The organism is Actinomycetota bacterium, from assembly GCA_014360645.1.
In the GTDB taxonomy this organism is placed as follows: Bacteria; Actinomycetota; Geothermincolia; order Geothermincolales; family RBG-13-55-18; genus Solincola_B.
Window position 1 is genome coordinate 1 of the sequence record JACIXD010000003.1, and the last position, 16,367, is coordinate 16,367.

The window sequence follows — 16,367 nt, forward strand, 5'->3', positions numbered from 1 at the left end:
GAGCACGCGATCCGCAGCCTGGATCGTCTACAGGTGATCCCCTTGACCTGTGGGGACTACTCCTTCGAGCTTGCGGCGCGCCCCGATCCAGAGCAGAAGGAGATCCTGGATGCCTTGAAGCTATCGCCTCCCATCTCCATAGATGCAATCGGGGTTGCTAAGAAGGCGGGCTGAGTAAACGATCATGTCTCCGGCTCTTGCTGGAGTTTTACTGAACTCAGTTTAAAATCAGCTCGGAAGTTCCGTTTCAAGCGCATGGCGGCGGTGGTGGACGCGGCCGTGGCGCAGCTGCGGACGAAGGCGCAGGGCAGGGAGGAGCTCATCGGGCAGGAGCTCGCGCAGCTGGAACAGGTGCGCATGCGCATGGCCGGCATGGCCGCCGAGAGGGGAGCGGCGATCTGGCTCCTCATCTGCATCTTCACCGGCATAGGCTCATTCATCCTCTATTACCTCCTCATGCAGGATTACGTGGAGCACGACGCGGTGGAGGCCCAGTTCTTCACCCTCATGAGCTCCGCCCTGGCCAAGCTGGGGCTGGCGGCGCAGGCGAGCCAGGCGGTTCCCAGCGTCCCCCAGCGCGAGTTCGTGACCTTTTTGCTGCTCTCCATCGTCACCTGCGGCATCTACGGCTTTTACTGGATGTACGTGATGATCAAGGATTTCAACGACCACTTCATGGCCCAGGTAGCCTGGGAGGATTTCCTCTACACCGCGCTGCGCTAGGCGCTCACAGCCTGAACCACAGTGCCAGCCAGCCCACCGCCGCCAGGACGGCCAGGGCGGCGAGGTCGTTGGGGCCCGGACGGGAGGCGCGGTAGCGGGTGCGCCCCGCACCTCCGCGGTAGCCGCGCGCGGCCAGGGCGGTTCCCAGCTCCTCGGCGTCCCGGAAGCAGCCCGAGAAGAGCGGGATCAGGAGGGGGAGGAGGGAACGCGCCCTGCGCAGCGGGTTGCCGCTGGAGAAATCGGCTCCGCGCGCCTCCTGAGCGCGCGCGATCTCCCCCGCTTTGCCCAGCAGGACGGGCAGAAAGCGCAGCGCCGTGGTGAGGACCATGGCCGTCTCGTGCACGGGAAAGTGCAGCGGGCGTAGGGGAGCCATGAGGCCCTCCAGGCCGGAGAGGAGCTGCAGGGGATCGGTGGTCATGGTGAGGGCGCCGATGGTCACCGCCGCTACGGCCAGCCGCAGAGAGTACAGGATGCCGTTCTGGATGCCGGTGTTGGTGATGCTCACCGGCCCCCATTCCCAGAGCACCCGTCCGGGTGAGAACAGCAGCTGGGCGAGGGCGGTCACCGCGAGGAGGATGAAGACGGAGCGCAGTGAGGCCAGCAGCTGCAGGGGAGGGAGTTTGGCCAGGTACACCACGAGGAGGGTGAAGGCCACCAGCACCAGGAGGCCGGACAGGCGGCCGCAGGCGAAGGAGAGGAAGACGAGGGCGCCCGCCCCGGCGATCTTCACCCGCGCGTCCAGGCGGTGGACGGGGGAGGGGATGGGGTAGTATCTCCCGAGCCCGATGCGGTTCAGGTCCCTCACGGCGGCTCGCCCTCCATGGCTCGCTTGATGAATTCCGCCGCTTCCCCGGGGGAGGCGGCGCGCTCCGGCACCCCCAGGCCTTTCCCGCGCAGGAGGGCGAGGAGCTGCGGCACCGGGGGAGGCGCCAGCCCCGCGCGGCGGAGCGCCGCGCTGTCGGCGGCCACGGACTCCACGTCCCCGGAGCAGACGATGCGCCCCTCCGCCATCACCTCCACACGGTCGGCGAGCTCTTCCGCCTCCTCCCAGTCATGGGTTGCCACCAGGACGCCTGCGCCCCGCTCCGACAGCTCTCTGATGAGCCGGCGCAGGCGGAGGCGCCCCAGGGGGTCCAGCCCCGCCGTGGGCTCGTCCAGGAGGAGGTAGCGGGGTCCCATGGCCAGCACCCCCGCCAGGGCGGCAAGGCGCATCTCGCCGTCGCTGAGGGCGAAGGGGGAGCGACTGGAATATTCTTCCGGGTCAAGGCCGGCGGCCTTCATGGCCTCGCGGGCCCGCGCCGCGAGCCGGGGACCGCGCAGCCCCCGGTTGCGGGGCCCGAAGGCCACGTCCTTCTCCACCGTTTCCGCGAAGAGCTGTCTGCGGGGAGACTGGAAGAGGATCCCCACCGCCTCCCGCAGCCGCCGCAGGCCTGACGGGCTGTGGTCGACGCGGGAGCCGTCCAATAGCACCCGTCCCCGCGCGGGGGAGTAGATGCCGGCAACGAGGCAGAGGAGGGTGGTCTTGCCTGACCCCGATGCCCCCATGAGGCATACCCTCTCCCCCTCGCGCAGCGTGAGGTCTATGCCCTCCAGCGCCTCCCGGGCCATGGGGGTCCCGGGAAGGTAGGTGAACCCCACTCCCTCAAGCCTTATGCCCACAGGGATTCCAGCACCTCCTCCGCGCACAGGGGCCGGGCGGGCACCCTGAGCCCCCGTGCCGCCAGTTCGCGCGACAGCTCCAGAAGGGACGGCTCCCTCATGCCCGCCTCCTCCGCGGGGCCGCCCCGGGCGAAGAACTCCTCCGGGGTGCCCTCGAAGACCTTGCGTCCGGAGGAGAGCAGGACCACCCTCTCGGCGGCCAGCAGGTCCTCCGCGTGGTGGGTGGCGTGTACCACCGCCATCTTCCTCTCCTCGCGCCACCTCCGCAGCAGGAGCAGCACCTCGAGTCGCGTGCGGGGGTCGAGCATGGAGGTGGCTTCGTCGGACACCAGCACGCGCGGCCTCAGGGCGAGTGCGCCCGCGAGGACGAGGCGTTTTTTCTCCCCTTCCGAGAGGAGGTGGGGCTCGCGGCTGCGCAGTCCCGCCAGGCCTAGGGCCCGCAGGGATTCCTCCACCCGCTCCGCGATCTCCGGACGGGAAAGGGCGAGGTTCTCCGGTCCGAAGGCCACGTCGTCCTCCACCGTGGGGCCGACGATCTGGTTATCGGGGTTCTGCATGACCAGGGCCACCCGGCTGCGGATGGCCGCCAGATCGTCTCCCGACGAGGTATCCAGGCCGCATGCCCTCACCCTACCCGCGGTGGGGAGGAGGAGCGCGTTCATCATGCGGCAGAGGGTGGACTTGCCCGAGCCGTTGGGGCCCACCACGGCGACGAACTCTCCCTCGCCCACGGTGAGGGAGACGTCGCGCAGGGCAGGGGAATCCTCCCGGCCGGGATAGGCGAAGCTCACGCCCTCGATCTCTATGACCGCCGCGTCCGCTGTGTGCCGGTCCAGCTCAACCCACCCCCATGGGCAGCGTCCTGCCCAGCGCAGTGGAGAGACGGCGGGCGGCGATGCCGATGAAGAACCCCGTGGGAAGGGCGATGAGGAGCAAATAGGGGAGGTAATAGCGCAGGCCGGGGAAGCCAACCAGCAGTATGGCCACCCCCAGCTGGGCGGCGTTGTGGGTGACAGCGCCGGCTATGCTCACTCCGGTGAGGCTCAACACCCCCGGTGGAAGGCGATAGAGCGCCATCATCGCCAGGGTGGCGGCGGTCCCCGCGGCGGTGCTGATGGCCAGGCCCACGAAGCTGCCGCGCAGCAGCCCGCCCAGCAGGCATCGCAGGAGGTTCACCCCCAGGGCCTCCAGAGGCCCGAGAAAGACCAGGGCGGACACCGTGGCCAGGTTGGCCAGTCCCAGTTTGGCGCCGGGCAGGGGCAGGATGGGGGGGATGGTGCCCTCGATTATCTGCAGCACCAGGCCCAGGGCCACCAGCATCCCCATCTCCCCCACCAGATAAGCCCGGCGGTCGGAGGGGGGGCGTAAGGGCCTCTCAGCGGTTGACCACATCCGGCCCTTCCTCTCCCGTCTTGATCTCTATGACCACCCGGTTGGGAAGGCAGACGATGCTCTCCCCGGGTCGGGAGATCCAGCCGGCATGCACGCACAGCTTGTCCGGGCAGGCGGAATCGAGCATGCGCACCCTGCCTCCCGCGACCTGGAGGTAAGAGCGGCCCCGGTACCCCTCCACCGCCAGCTCCACCCGGTCCTCCTGCAGGGACAGGACCATGACCTCGCGGCCGTTGACGCTCACCGCCGCGCGCGGCGACGATCCGGCCCCCGCCCTGGCGAGGCCCTGGGCGATGAGCAAGGCGCTCAGGGCGGCCACCGTGAGCACCAGCACCACGTCTCCGGGCGCCCACCAGCGCCCGCCCCCGGGTCGTCTTCCCCCTCGCGGGGGGCGGTTCCGGCGGGAATGTCCCATGTCCGGGGCTGACCCCATGAAGTCGTACCTCCCGTGCGGGTCCTGTTCCTCCCTATATTAAATGAAAGCGGCGGGTCTCGGGAAAGGGAGGGGACCCGGCGCCGACACACCCGTATAGGCAAGGGGTTCCAGGCGGTACGCATCTCCGGCCATCACCGGTCCCCAAAGCGAATCCTGCGGCAAGCGCACCGGGCCGAAAAGATGCGGGTTTCCAGCCGGGACGCACTGCGCATATAATCACTGCTATGGACGTGAAGGAAGCCAACCTGGTCTTTCACGACGAGACCAGCCGCGAATACGACAAGAAGTGGGCCATCCGCTTCGACTCCGACATGGCCGACTTCGTGCTCTCCAAGTTCGAGCTGGGGCTGGGCGGGCCCTTTCCCCGCGGCGTGCGCGTGCTGGAGATCGGCTGCGGGACCGGCTACGCCATGCTCAACCTGGGGCTGGCGGGGGTGCTCGACGAGGCCTGGGGGTGCGACATCTCCCGGGGGATGCTGGATGTGTGCCGCGATAACGCCGAGAAGTTGGGCATCCGGGTACACCTGGAGCAGGCGGACGCCGAGAGGCTGCCCTACGACGACGAGTCCTTCGACCTGGTCATCGGCCACGCTGTCCTGCACCACCTCCCCGACCTGGACGCCTCGCTGCGCGAGATCCGGCGCGTGCTGCGACCGGGGGGGAGATGCGTGGTGGCCGGGGAGCCCTCGGTGAAGGGGCATCAACTCGCCAGGGTGGCCAAGGCCATGGCCTCGGCCTCCGTCAAGGCCTACGCGCGCCTGGGCGGGAGGCTGGGGAAGCGCCCCATTACCCTGAGGGACTACTGCGCCTCCGACGACCCCCAGGACCACGAGCTGCAGGAGCTGGAGTTTATGGTGGACATCCACAACTTCAGGCCCCGCGAGCTGTGCGAGATGGCGCGGAGGGCCGGTTTCACCTCCGTGCGCTGCGAGTCCGAGGAGCTCTTCTCCAGCTTCATCGGCTGGATGATCCGTACCGTGGAGGGCAGCGTGAGCGAGGAGAACATCAGCGACCGCTGGCGCTGGGGCGCGTACAACACCTACCGGAGGGCGCGCGCCCTGGACCAGAGGCTCTACCGCTGGCTGCCCCGGGACTGGTTCTACAACCTCATCCTTTACATGGAAAAATAATCCATGATGGAAAGCAGGGTCGAAGCGCTGCGGGAGGTGGAAAAAGGGGCGCAGCTCCCCGCGGGCCCCGGGGAGAGGCCGCGGGGATGGAGATGGCTGGTGCGCACCCTGCGCTTCATACGCGAAAAGCGCATGTACGGTCCCCGCTACTGGCTCTTCCTCTACCGCTTTCTGCGTTTCAAGCTCCTGCATCCGCGGGTGAAGACGGAGGGCTTCATCTTCCTGCCGCGCCGTTACCAGGTGGTGGTGAAGAAGGGCGCCAGCATGCGCATCGGGCGCTGGGTGTGGATCGGCACCAACAACGCCCTGCGCTGCCACGAGGGGGAGCTGTATATCGGCGACAACACCATCTTCGGCACCGACAACACCGTGAACTGCTATGCCGGTGTGTACATCGGCCCCGAGTGCCTGTTCGCCGACTCCGTGTACATAGTGGACTTCGACCACAACTACTGGGATCCCGTGATCTCCATCCGTTCCCAGGGCATAACCAAGCGCCCCATCCGCCTCGAGGGGGACATCTGGGTGGGGGAGAAGGTCTCCATCCTGCGTGGGGTCACCGTGGGCCGTGGCTCGGTGATCGGGGCCATGAGCCTGGTGAACCGCGACGTACCGCCCTACGCGGTGGTGGGAGGGGTTCCCGCCCGCGTGCTGGGCTGGAGGCCGCGCCCGGTGCCGGACGACGCGGAGCGGGAAGGCGGGGGTGAGGGAGAGCCGCCGCACGGCGACCGCGCGACCTGAGGAGGTCGCGAGGCCGTGGCGGAGGGGAAGAAGGGACGGGGACGGCAGGTCCCCCATGGCGGGGGGCGCAGAAAAGACCCCCTCTCCTCGGGTCGCCGCCCGCGCTTTCACGCCCCGCCGGCGCCGGTGGCCGGAGCGCATAAGGGAGCATGACGAGAAAGGGCAGGCAGCATGGGTGAGAAGGAAGAGGCGACCGGGTTCCCCCTTCCGGAGATAAGGCGCGACGCCCTGAGTGGGGCGTGGTCCGTGCTGGCCACGGGCAGGTCTCGACGCCCCGGGGCCGCGCCGAGCGCCTCGCCGCAGCAGGCCTGTCCGTTCTGCCCCGGCAACGAGGCCTTGACCCCTCCCGAGGTGTGGTCCGCGGGCAGGGAGGAGGGCCCTCCCGATTCCCCGGGATGGCGGATCAGGGTGGTGCCGAACCTCTACCCCGCCCTGGTGCCCGAGGCCGGGAAAAGGGGGTGGCGGAGAGGCGGCAGGGTGGGGATGCCCGCGCGCGGGGACCACGAGGTGATCATCCATTCTCCGCACCACGGGCTCTCCCTGGGGGAGATGGACGCGCGCGAGGCGACGGGGCTGCTGGGAGCCTGGCAGGCGCGCTTCCGCCACTTCGCCGACATGCCTCACGTGAGGTACGTGCAGATCATCGTCAACCACAAGCGGGAGGCGGGAGCGTCCCTCGAACACCCCCACACCCAGGTCTTCGCCCTGCCCCTGGTGCCGCGCGGCGTCCGCGACGAGCTGCGCGAGTCCCGGCGCCGGGGGGAGGGGTGTCCCCTCTGCAAGGAAGCGGAGGAGGCGGCCGCCGACGGCAGGGTGGCGGCCGAGGGGGAGGGGTGGGTCGCCTTCATGCCCTACGCGTCGCGCTCTCCCTTCGAGATGCGCTTTGCGCCCCTCATCCACGGCCCGGATTTCGCCTCCGCCGGAGAGGGCGCCCTGCAGGGTCTGGCGGAGGTGCTCACGCGCTCCCTGGGAGCACTCTCCCGGCTGCTGGCGAACCCCGCATACAACCTGTGGCTGCACACCGCTCCCTGCGATGGAAGGGATTACCATTACTATCACTGGCACCTGGAGATGGTCCCCCGCGTGATCGTAAGCGCCGGCTTCGAGCTGGCCACGGGCATGTACCTCAACGTCATGGATCCCCTGGAGGCGGCCCGCCAACTGCGTTTAATGCAGGAAGAGGAAGGGCGCAACCCCTGATTCGGCGCTCCTGGAGATGGTCCCCGCGTGATCGTAAGCGCCGGCTTCGAGCCGGCCACGGGCATGTACCTCAACGTCATGGATCCCCTGGAGGCGGCCCGCCAACTGCGTTTAATGCAGGAAGAGGAAGGGCGCAACCCCTGATTCGGCGCTCCTGGAGATGGTCCCCGCGTGATCGTAAGCGCCGGCTTCGAGCCGGCCACGGGCATGTACCTCAACGTCATGGATCCCCTGGAGGCGGCCCGCCAACTGCGTTTAATGCAGGAAGAGGAAGGGCGCAACCCCTGATTCGGCGCTCCTGGAGATGGTCCCCGCGTGATCGTAAGCGCCGGCTTCGAGCCGGCCACGGGCATGTACCCCAAAGTCATGGATCCCCTGGAGGAGGCTCGCGGGCTGCGTCGTCTCCGGGACCGGGAAGGGCCGGACGCCCGAGCCCTCTTGCCGCTGCCCCGCGGCTCAGCAGGCCTGTGATAGCCGGTGGAATTGGTGAAAGGCGCGCAGGGCGAAGCAGGCGGCGGTGGGGGTGAGATAGGCGGGTATCCCCGCCGCGTGGAGCCTGGCGGCCTGGGGGGCCGTGAAGGCGCTGGGAAAGAGGACGGATACCAGGGGCCGGTTCAGGGCGGGCCTGGCCTCGAGCATCTCCCCGGTGATGGCCGCGATGAGGCCGATGTCTCCGTTGCGGGAGGCGGGGGCGGAGCCTACGGTGATGATGATGTCCACGCCGGGGTCGCGGTCCAGTATCTCCAGGGTTCTGCGGTAGTTGCCGGGCACCACCGCTCCGAACCCGAGGTCCACGGGGTTCGCGAAGGAGGTCCCCTCGGAGGGGAGGAAGGAGGCCAGCTCGGAGCGGGTCTCCTCGCCCAGGGAGGCCATCTCCAGCCCGTACCACTCCACGGCGTCCGCGCAGTTCACCGCCAGTCCGCCGGGAGCGCTGACGATGGCCACCCGGTTACCCGTGCATGCCGGCAGGTGGTAGAGGGCGGCCGCGCAGTCCAGCATCTGCGCCAGGTCGCGGACCAGGATCATGCCCGCCTGCCGCGCCGCGCCCGCGAAGATCTCCGCGTCCCCGCCCAGGGCGGCGGTGTGGCTGGAGGCCGCCCTCCCCCCGGAGGCGGTTAGCCCGGACTTGAGGACGATGAGGGGTTTCCGCCCCCGCATCTCGCGCGCGGCGCGCAGGAAGCGGCGTGCGTCGCGTATCTCCTCGAGGTAGGCGAGGACGAGAAAGATGTGCGGGTCCTCGCCCAGGTATTCCAGGTAGTCGGCGCAGTTGAGGTCGAGCTCGTTCCCGCTGGAGACGATCTTGTCGAACATCAGGCCGCGCTCCAGGCCGGTCACGAAGGCGATGCTGGACAAGGATCCGCTCTGGGATATCATGCCCGCCCTGCCCTCGGCGGGGAACATGCCGGCGAAAAGGGCTATCCTGCCGCGCGCGGAATATACCCCCATGCAGTTGGGCCCCACCAGGCGCAGCGCGCTGCCCTCCAAGGCGCGGCGGATCTCCGCCTCCAGGGCCCTGCCCTCCTCCCTGCCCGTCTCCGAGAAGCCCGCGGTGTTGACGATGCAGCCTCCCACCCCCAGGGCGGCGCACTCGCGCACCAGCGGGGGGACGGCGGCCGGGGGCACCGCCAGGATGACCAGGTCGGGGACCTCGGGCAGGCTCGAGAGGTCGGGATAGCAGCGCCGCCCCAGGATCTCCGCGTGGCGGGGATTGACGGGATATAGCCCGCCCCGGAAACCCATGTCCGTGTAGGCGCGCAGGAAGAGGGTGCCCGGGTTGTCCGTGCGTTCGGAGACCCCGACGATGGCGGCCGACGAGGGATAAAAGATGCGGTCGAGGCTTCTTTTCAGGGCGTCGTCCATGTTCTAGCTGCCCGGGGCGCTCTCCGGGATGGGAGGGCATACGTGCAGGGCGCGCGGGCGGTACTCGTACTCCTTCACGGAGCGCTGGTACACCTCCATGGTGTGGCGGGCGATGCGCCCCCAGTTGTACTTCTCGCCGATGAACCTCTGGGCGTCGGCCGTCAGGCGCCGCGCCAGCTCCTCGTCCGAGAGGACGCGGATCATGGCCTTCGCCAGGGATTCGGGGTTCCCGGGCGTGAAGTGCAGCCCGGTCTCCTCGTGCACCACGATCTCCTTGAGGCCGCCGGTGTCGGCCACGATCACCGGGCTTCCCGCCACCATGGCCTCCAGCACCACCATCCCGAAGGGCTCGTAGATGCTGGGGACCACGGTGATGTCGGCGCACTTGTAGAACTTCACCAGCTTCTCGGAGTCCACGAAGCCCAGGAGCCTTATCTTCTCCCCCAGGCCCAGCTCCTCGATCATCACCTGGAGGGCGCGCGCGTGCGGACCCGTCCCGGCCACCAGGAAACGCAGGTCGGGGAACTCCCTGAGCACCATGGGCATGGCCTCGATCACCGTCTGCACGCCCTTTTCGTAGACCAGCCTGCCCACGAAGAAGATCATGCGCGAATCCGGCTCCACGAACTGCCGGCGGATGCGCGCGGTGTCGGTGTCGCAGCGGAACAGCTCGTACTCGATGCCGTTGGGGATCACCGTCACCTTGTCCTCCGGCAGCTCGAAGATGCGCGTGACCTCATCCTTCATGTAGTTGCTGCAGGTGATGGTGCGCACGCTTTCGAAGGTCAACCACCATTCCACCTGGTGGATGATCTTGGACATGCCGGGGGGGATGTGTCCCTGGTGGCGTCCGTACTCGGTGGCGTGGATGGTGGCCACCAGGGGGATGCGGTAGGCGTGCTTAAGGGCGATGGCGGCGTGGGCGACCAGCCAGTCGTGGGCGTGGAGGACGTGGACCTTTCCCATCCTCTCGTTGATGATGGGCACCGCACGCTCGAGAAGGGCCACGTTGAACTGCAGGGTCCACGGCACCCACTCGTCCTGCGGGATCTCCGGGGGGTAGAGGGGCACGCGGTGGATGTGCACATCGTCGGTGTGCTCGTAATCGGGGGCCCCCGGAGCGTCCTTGGTGACCACGTGTACGTTCAACCCCAGGCGCGCGAGGTTCACCGCCAGTTGGTGGACGTGTGTTCCCAACCCCCCGATGATCCTGGGAGGGTATTCCCAGGAGAGAAGCAGTACGTTCAAGCCTTTCCCCGTTCTCGCGCTGGCGGGTTTACCGGCTCATCCCTCGGCTTTTCCGGCCAAACCCCTCTGGACTATCGGATACATCGCTCACAAGCAGAGATATTCTAATAAAAAGCCCCGCCACATGGCAACTCATGGGAGCCAGGCGTCGGTCGCGGGGCTTTTTTCCTAATATATGCCATATATAGGTTGATGATGGATTGGAATGAATATCCAGGGCTTGCTCCTGTACCAACAGCGGTCACAGGTCGGACATGGCGACACACGATGGTGGTGTTCCGAATCCCCGCTCTTCACCGGGACAGGGCCTGTATTGGAAGATGTCGGCCGGAGATCCGGGATCCTGGACCCGGTCCCTTTCACAGCCAGGGGTCGAGGGTGAGCCAGGGGAAGGGATTGTCGGTGTCCTCCATCAGGGACAGCTCTTCCTCGTCGACGCGGCCGGTGCAGGCCATCTCCACAAGGCGGTTGAAACGCTCGCGGTGTGAGGATACGCGGTCGCGGGCATAGGAGGCGGCCTGGTCACGCGTGACCATGAAGGGCCAGTCGCTGGCCTGCAGGATAAGGAGCTCGCGTGCCGCCTGCAGGAGCGCCCTCCTGCGCAGCGGCTCCTCCCGCGCTCTCTCGGGGATATAAGTCAGGGCGTCGGCGAACTCCATCCCCGAGAGATGGGCGGACTCCAGCACCTCGCTGGTCTCGCGGTTGACCCAGGTGGAGAAGGTGCCGTCCACGTTCCAGGCCGTCATCCCGATGCGCAGGGGGCGGGGGCGGAGGCCGCGCGCCTCACGGGCGACATGGCCGGGAAGCGCGGCGTCTTCTCCCAGCAGCGAGAGGACGTGGCGCAGCCACAGCGTCCCCTCCAGCCACCAGTGCCCCATGAGCTCGGTGTCGTAGGCGGCGAGGATGAGGGCCGGTCCCTGCCCGCCGCCGCGCCGGGAGGCGATATACTCGCCGCGCCAGCGCATGCTCGCCGCGAAGAGCCCCGCGTCCTCGGTCGCCTGGCGGACGGCCTGTTCGGGACGATAGACGTCCTTCTCGTCCAGGGGGGTGTCCCTGGAGGTGATGCGCCAGTACTGGAACCCGTGCCCTTCGTAATCCCGCTTGGCGTACTCGCGGTAGTGGGCGCCCGCGGGGTACCCCCGCTCCGTCCACACCAGCTCGTGGGCCACGGGATCTCGCACCAGGGCGACGAGGGGGGTGTCCCCCAGACCGCGCGGCTCCCAGGTGGGAAGGACTCCCTCCTCTTCCGGCACCGCGGTGTGGTCCAGCACCACGTAGGAAAGGGGGGGCGAGAAGCCGGAGAGCACGCCGTCCAGCCCGGGGGAGTAGGCGCACTCGGGGAGCCAGAAGCCCTCGGGATCCCTTCCCAGGACACGCCGGTAGGACTCCAGGCCCACCGCTATCTGCGCCCTGACCTGGGAGGGAGAGCCCAGAGCAGGCAGGAGGGCGTGGGTGGCGGCGCTGGCCAGCACCTCCAACCTGCCCGCGTCCACTCCCGCCCTCAGGACCTCCGCCATCCTCCCCCTGAACCTCTTCACGAAGGCGCCCAGGAGGCGTGAGTAGTGCTCCGCGAAGCGCCGCGCCAGCTCCTCGCGGTTGCCGTCGCCCATCCCGCGCATGCGCTCCATCTCGCTCTCGGCCTGGCGCACCTTGTTCTCCAGGTAGGCGACCAGGCGCTCCTGCAGGTAGGGGTCGTCGAGCTGTTCCCAGAGGATGGGAGTGAGGGTGAGCGCGAGCTTTCCGGGCAGCTTGCCCTCCGCCAGGTCTTCCACCGCCTTCCATATGGGAAGGTAGCTCTCCGCCCACGCCTCGAGTATCCACTCCTCGCCCACCGGCCAGTCGCCGTTGCGGCGCACGTAGGGCATGTGGGTGTGGAGGAGCAGGGACACCGGGACGTCCATCTCACCCCTCCCCGTCGGCCGCGCAGCGAAGCGGCCCGCTTCCCAGGGCGATGAAATCCAGGGCCTCCTCCAGGGGCGCCGAAAGGATGCGGAAGTCGCCGCTCTTTATGGAGGGGATGAAGAACGGGCGGTAGAAGAGGCGTTCCAGTCTGGGTGGTATCCGCAGGCAGAACTGGGAGAAATTGCGCCTCGTCAGGAGGTCGTGCATCCGCAGCTTGCGGGCGTGAAAGACCCCCAGCATCCTCACCTCGGGGAAGAATCTGCGCATGAAGGCCAGGAACTCCGGCCCGTCGTACTCCACGATGTGAAAGGGGTTCACGGGCTTATCGGAACCCGGCGAGATGATGAGACGGTTGGGGGTGCTGACGGCGCAGATGCCCCCGGGCGCGAGCACCCTCCTCGCCTCGCGCATGAAGCGCTCCGGCTCGTGGAGGTGCTCGATGACCTGCAGCGAACACACCAGGTCGAAGGCGCCGTCCTCGAAGGGGAGGGAGTAGATGTCCCCGTAGTGGAAACGGAGGTTGTGCCGGCGGTAGGTTCCGCGGGCGTGGTACACGGCCTCGGGCGCCAGGTCCACCCCCACCGCCTCCCGGGCGCGGGACGCCAGCAGGTCGGCGCCGTAGCCCTCGCCGCTCCCCAGGTCGAGGACGCGCTTTCCCTCCGCCAGGGGAAGGAGGAAACGGTAGGCCACGAGGTGGCGCTGGAACCAGTAGTTCTCCTCCTTCACGCCGGGGAGGGTCCTCTCCCCCGTGAGGATGAGAGGAGGGTAATGGTCGGCGGGCAGGTCGGAGGTGTCCACGCCAAAGTCCATCGTCACTCGCCTTTTCTGCCGCTTCCGGCGGCGCAGGCTACCGCCCCTCCGCGGCCGCCGGCCGGGAGCCGGGCCGCCTGCCGCCGCCGGGTCCTACCTATTTCACCAGGTCCAGGACGCGCTTGAACTCCTCGCCGTCCGCGCGGCAGGTCACCTCGTAGATGAACGCCTCCGAGGTGGTCACCTGGGCCCCGGCCTGGCGCAGGCGCTCCAGCGCCACCTCGTGGTCCTCGCGCCTGCGCGTCCCCGTTCCGTCCGCCACCACGTGCACCCGGTAACCGCGGTGCAGGGCGTCCAGGACCGTCTGGCTGACGCATATATGGGTCTCGATGCCCGTGACCACCAGGCGCTTCCTGCCCGTGGCCATGAGCGCCTCCTCGAACTCCGGCACCCCGAAACAGCTGAACACGCGCTTGATCACCGGGTTGTATTCCGCGAGCGCCTCCTTGATCTCCTCCACGGTGAATCCAAGTCCCTGCGGGTAGTGCTCGGTGAGCACCACCGGCAGCTCGAAGATGCCGGCGAACCTGAGCAGGCGGGCGATGGTCGCCACCACCTCCTCGCGGTTGTGGATCATTCTCACCAGCTTCTCCTGGGGGTCTATGACCACCAGCACGCTGTCGTCGGCCCCGGCCAGCGCTGGGTGTCTGTGCATCTCCCCTCCTTTCACGCCGCGGCTCAGCCCTCGTTGCCCGCGGGTCCTTCCAGGTATTCTTCCACCAGTCGCGACACGTGGAGGGCGGAGTTGAAAGCAGTGTCCCCGCCCGTCCCCTCCGCTCTGACGGTGTCCCCGCAGAGGAAGAAGTTGTCGATGGAGGGAAGGATGAAGTCCGGCCTGTCCTCCCTGGTCTGCCCGGGACGGGGCAGGAACCCGTCCACCATGGAGAGGCGCATGGGGCGCTCCCATTCCACCGCCTCCCACAGGCCCGGGAACATCCTTCCCAGCAGGTCCCTCAGGCGCTCCTCCTCCTGCCTGGCCTTATCCTGGTTCTTCACCCAGGGGAGGGGCAGGGGGTAATACCAGGAGAGGAGCTGCTTTCCCTCGGGGGCCATGGAGGGGTCGATGTTGGAGGTGAACTGCCCCATGGTCACGGGATCCGAGGTCACCAGGAGGCCGCTCTTGTCGCTCACCCTCTCCTTGAGCCCTATGTCCAGGGATATCCCCGCGGTGGGCACCAGCTCCCGCGCGCTTTTCACGAACTTTATCGGCAGGTCCTTGCCCCCGAAGAGGTCGGGCACCTCCTGCACGGGGATGGCCGAGACGACCGCACGCGATGAATAGGACGCGGAGTCCGTCTTAACCTGGCTGACCACCCCTTTCTTGAGCATGAGGCGGCCGACCTTGCAGGAGGTCATGACCTGGCCGTTCCTCTCCAACTCCTCGCGCAGGCCCTCTATGATGCTGCGCGTCCCGCCTCTCGGATAACCCACCTTCACCTTGGCGCGCAGGGCCTTTTTGAGGAAGGCCGCGAACTCGCCGGCGGAGGAATACCTGAGGTCGGGGGCGATGATGCCTATGCCCGAGAGGACGCGCATGAGCTCCAGGGTCTCGGGAGACCTGCAGCCCGCGGTCATCTCCTCCAGGGATACCTGGTATTTCCTTTCAGGCCTGCCGGCTACCAGCTTCACCAGGTAGCGCGCGGCGCTCAGCTTGGCGGAGAGGGGGAGTATGGGCGACTTGAGGATCTTTCCCACGTTGTTGGGTAGGGGCTGGAACCCTCCCTCCCGCCAGAGTTCCGGCTCACCCGGGGAGATGAACTCCAGCTCCCTGCCTAGGCGGCGGAAGACCGCCGCCGCCGCCCCCTCCGCGGCGAAGCGGTTGGCGTGGAGCCCGTACTCCACCGTGTATCCGTCCCTCTCCTGGTACCCCGCCCTGCCTCCCAGGCTCCTCGCCTTCTCCAGCAGGAGCACCCGGTAGCCCTTGTGGGAGAGCAGGGCGCCCGCCGAGAGGCCGGCGTATCCGCCGCCTATGACGATCACGTCGTAGTCCATCTCCGCCCCCTTGTCCTCTGTCTGCCTCACATCACCGCGGACGGCGGCCGGACATCCCGGCGCCGTGTACGAGGATTATTAAACCACAAGGCCCCGCGGCTATGAACTCAAGGCCGCGTGGCCGCGGGCTCCATGGGGCTCCACGGGAAAAGATCGCCGGTACGGAAGGCCGGGATGGACCGCGATGATCGCCCCGCAGCCTCCGGTCCCGGGAGGCCCTGAAGGCCGGCTTTGGGGGCGGGACAGGGCGCCGTCTCCTCATCCCGCCCCATGGCCGGGAAAACAAGCGAGAGAAGACCGGCCCGGAGAGCGCGGGGGAGGGAAAAGGGAGAGGAGACGCGGGAGGACCCCTTTGGACGCGGGCGGGAACGGGGTTTATATTTGGAGGTGCCGTGAACACTGGGGCGTGGCCCCGGCGGGGAGAGAAGGGAGCGCCATGCGTAGGGAAAGGATCTATTTCTACGCCGACAGCCTGGAGCCCATCAGGCTCGAGGGGATACTGGAGCTTCCGGAGGGGGGATCGAGGCCGCCGGCTTGCATACTCTGCCACCCCCACCCCATCGGTGGGGGTTCCATGGACGTCCCCTTGATGGAGGTTTTGTCCAAGGTCCTTTCGGAGCGGGGCTGGGCCTGCCTGCGCTTCAACTTCCGCGGCGTGGGGCGCAGCGGGGGGGTGTCCACGGGGGGCATCCGGGAGACGGAGGACCTGGAGGGGGCTTGGGCGTGGTTGCGGGAGCGGGAGGACGTGGATGCCTGGGACCTCTCCGTGGCCGGCTGGTCCTTCGGGGCCTGGGTGGGCCTGCGCTGGGCGGTGAAGGGAGACCGCTGCCGCAGGGTGGCGCTGATAAGCCCGCCGCTGGTGGGTTTCGACTTCTTCACCTTCCTGGAGGAGGAGGGCGTGTCGCTCCCGTCCCGTTGCCTGGTGGTGGCGGGGGAGCGGGATCAGTTCGCGGACCGGGAGAGATTGGAAAGGCTTTCCTCCAGGCTTGGAGCGGCGCTGCGTCTCCTGCCGGGGGCGGACCACTTCCTCTTCGGGCGCGAGCGCGAGGTGGCGGAGGCGGTGGGCGACCATTGGGCCGCCGGCTGATGCCGCCGTCGTGCGCGGAGCATCGGTTATAAGCTTATCTACCTGCGAAAACGCTCCGTACCGGTGCCGAGGACGTCGTTGCATTCCCGGGGGTGAACGGATATAATACTTTGGGCGCTCCGGAAGGAGCACGAGCGCCGGCCACGCGCGATGATGACTTCACCGGGGACTCAGGGGCCTGTGGGTG

16 protein-coding genes are annotated in these 16,367 nt (G+C 68.0%); 5 read left to right on the forward strand and 11 right to left on the reverse strand.

Annotated elements, in window-relative coordinates; all coding sequences use genetic code 11:
* Positions 1 to 255: 255 nt before the first annotated feature.
* A complete protein-coding gene (locus H5T74_03010; protein MBC7229347.1) occupies positions 256 to 723 on the forward strand; it encodes a DUF4234 domain-containing protein in 468 nt (155 codons plus the stop codon).
* Positions 724 to 727: 4 nt separating this feature from the next.
* On the opposite strand, the gene H5T74_03015 is transcribed toward H5T74_03010, so the two are convergent.
* From H5T74_03015 to H5T74_03035, 5 genes are read right to left on the reverse strand one after another with little or no spacing between them, the layout of a single operon-like run.
* Entirely contained in the window at positions 728 to 1,528 is an 801-nt protein-coding gene (locus H5T74_03015; GenBank protein MBC7229348.1) for an energy-coupling factor transporter transmembrane protein EcfT, read from the reverse strand.
* A complete protein-coding gene (locus tag H5T74_03020; protein MBC7229349.1) occupies positions 1,525 to 2,382 on the reverse strand; it encodes an ATP-binding cassette domain-containing protein in 858 nt (285 codons plus the stop codon). The genes H5T74_03015 and H5T74_03020 overlap by 4 nt, the downstream gene beginning before the upstream one ends.
* On the reverse strand, positions 2,373 to 3,218 hold the full coding sequence (locus tag H5T74_03025) for an ATP-binding cassette domain-containing protein (GenBank protein ID MBC7229350.1): 846 nt from the start codon (positions 3,216 to 3,218) through the stop codon (positions 2,373 to 2,375). The genes H5T74_03020 and H5T74_03025 overlap by 10 nt, the downstream gene beginning before the upstream one ends.
* A 1-nt stretch (position 3,219) precedes the next feature.
* Complete coding sequence (locus tag H5T74_03030; protein MBC7229351.1) at positions 3,220 to 3,708, reverse strand: Gx transporter family protein; 489 nt, start codon at positions 3,706 to 3,708, stop codon at positions 3,220 to 3,222.
* A 49-nt stretch (positions 3,709 to 3,757) separates the two neighbouring features.
* Positions 3,758 to 4,207 carry a NusG domain II-containing protein gene (locus tag H5T74_03035; protein MBC7229352.1) on the reverse strand — a complete coding sequence of 150 codons (450 nt, stop codon included), beginning with the start codon at positions 4,205 to 4,207 and terminating at the stop codon, positions 3,758 to 3,760.
* 233 nt (positions 4,208 to 4,440) lie between these two features.
* Between H5T74_03035 and H5T74_03040 the strand changes: the two genes are divergently transcribed.
* From H5T74_03040 to H5T74_03050, 3 genes are all read left to right on the forward strand, one after another.
* Positions 4,441 to 5,340: a methyltransferase domain-containing protein gene (locus H5T74_03040; GenBank protein MBC7229353.1), complete on the forward strand. Its 900-nt coding sequence runs from the start codon at positions 4,441 to 4,443 to the stop codon at positions 5,338 to 5,340.
* Positions 5,341 to 5,343: 3 nt separating this feature from the next.
* Positions 5,344 to 6,081 (forward strand): acyltransferase, encoded by a 738-nt coding sequence (locus H5T74_03045; protein MBC7229354.1) that lies wholly within the window; start codon positions 5,344 to 5,346, stop codon positions 6,079 to 6,081.
* Positions 6,082 to 6,252: 171 nt separating this feature from the next.
* The gene (locus H5T74_03050; protein ID MBC7229355.1) at positions 6,253 to 7,281 is read left to right on the forward strand and encodes a DUF4921 family protein; all 1,029 of its coding nucleotides are present in this window, start codon (positions 6,253 to 6,255) and stop codon (positions 7,279 to 7,281) included.
* Between the two features lie 456 nt (positions 7,282 to 7,737).
* Here the strand turns inward: H5T74_03050 and H5T74_03055 are convergent, their stop codons facing one another.
* From H5T74_03055 to H5T74_03080, 6 genes are all read right to left on the reverse strand, one after another.
* Positions 7,738 to 9,141, reverse strand: a complete 1,404-nt coding sequence (locus H5T74_03055) for a CoA-binding protein (protein MBC7229356.1) — start codon at positions 9,139 to 9,141, stop codon at positions 7,738 to 7,740.
* Between the two features lie 3 nt (positions 9,142 to 9,144).
* Positions 9,145 to 10,389, reverse strand: a complete 1,245-nt coding sequence (locus H5T74_03060) for a glycosyltransferase family 4 protein (GenBank protein MBC7229357.1) — start codon at positions 10,387 to 10,389, stop codon at positions 9,145 to 9,147.
* A 359-nt stretch (positions 10,390 to 10,748) separates the two neighbouring features.
* The gene (locus H5T74_03065) at positions 10,749 to 12,290 is read right to left on the reverse strand and encodes a DUF1957 domain-containing protein (GenBank protein MBC7229358.1); all 1,542 of its coding nucleotides are present in this window, start codon (positions 12,288 to 12,290) and stop codon (positions 10,749 to 10,751) included.
* Between the two features lies 1 nt (position 12,291).
* The gene (locus tag H5T74_03070; GenBank protein ID MBC7229359.1) at positions 12,292 to 13,101 is read right to left on the reverse strand and encodes a methyltransferase domain-containing protein; all 810 of its coding nucleotides are present in this window, start codon (positions 13,099 to 13,101) and stop codon (positions 12,292 to 12,294) included.
* Positions 13,102 to 13,198: 97 nt separating this feature from the next.
* Positions 13,199 to 13,756, reverse strand: coding sequence for a hydrolase (locus H5T74_03075; protein ID MBC7229360.1), 558 nt, complete (start codon positions 13,754 to 13,756; stop codon positions 13,199 to 13,201).
* Between the two features lie 23 nt (positions 13,757 to 13,779).
* Positions 13,780 to 15,093 carry an NAD(P)/FAD-dependent oxidoreductase gene (locus H5T74_03080; GenBank protein MBC7229361.1) on the reverse strand — a complete coding sequence of 438 codons (1,314 nt, stop codon included), beginning with the start codon at positions 15,091 to 15,093 and terminating at the stop codon, positions 13,780 to 13,782.
* Positions 15,094 to 15,529: 436 nt separating this feature from the next.
* On the opposite strand from H5T74_03080, the gene H5T74_03085 reads away from it, so the two are divergent.
* The gene (locus tag H5T74_03085) at positions 15,530 to 16,180 is read left to right on the forward strand and encodes a hypothetical protein (GenBank protein MBC7229362.1); all 651 of its coding nucleotides are present in this window, start codon (positions 15,530 to 15,532) and stop codon (positions 16,178 to 16,180) included.
* Positions 16,181 to 16,367: the final 187 nt, after the last annotated feature.

Coding starts and splice junctions, on each gene's coding strand:
- H5T74_03050 (MBC7229355.1), top strand. CDS start 6,253: ATGGGTGAGAAGGAAGAGGCGACCGGGTTCCCCCTTCCGGAGATAAGG.
- H5T74_03035 (MBC7229352.1), bottom strand. CDS start 4,207: ATGGGGTCAGCCCCGGACATGGGACATTCCCGCCGGAACCGCCCCCCG.
- H5T74_03075 (MBC7229360.1), bottom strand. CDS start 13,756: ATGCACAGACACCCAGCGCTGGCCGGGGCCGACGACAGCGTGCTGGTG.
- H5T74_03030 (MBC7229351.1), bottom strand. CDS start 3,708: ATGGGGATGCTGGTGGCCCTGGGCCTGGTGCTGCAGATAATCGAGGGC.
- H5T74_03010 (MBC7229347.1), top strand. CDS start 256: ATGGCGGCGGTGGTGGACGCGGCCGTGGCGCAGCTGCGGACGAAGGCG.
- H5T74_03085 (MBC7229362.1), top strand. CDS start 15,530: ATGCGTAGGGAAAGGATCTATTTCTACGCCGACAGCCTGGAGCCCATC.
- H5T74_03045 (MBC7229354.1), top strand. CDS start 5,344: ATGATGGAAAGCAGGGTCGAAGCGCTGCGGGAGGTGGAAAAAGGGGCG.
- H5T74_03080 (MBC7229361.1), bottom strand. CDS start 15,093: ATGGACTACGACGTGATCGTCATAGGCGGCGGATACGCCGGCCTCTCG.
- H5T74_03055 (MBC7229356.1), bottom strand. CDS start 9,141: ATGGACGACGCCCTGAAAAGAAGCCTCGACCGCATCTTTTATCCCTCG.
- H5T74_03070 (MBC7229359.1), bottom strand. CDS start 13,101: ATGGACTTTGGCGTGGACACCTCCGACCTGCCCGCCGACCATTACCCT.
- H5T74_03065 (MBC7229358.1), bottom strand. CDS start 12,290: ATGGACGTCCCGGTGTCCCTGCTCCTCCACACCCACATGCCCTACGTG.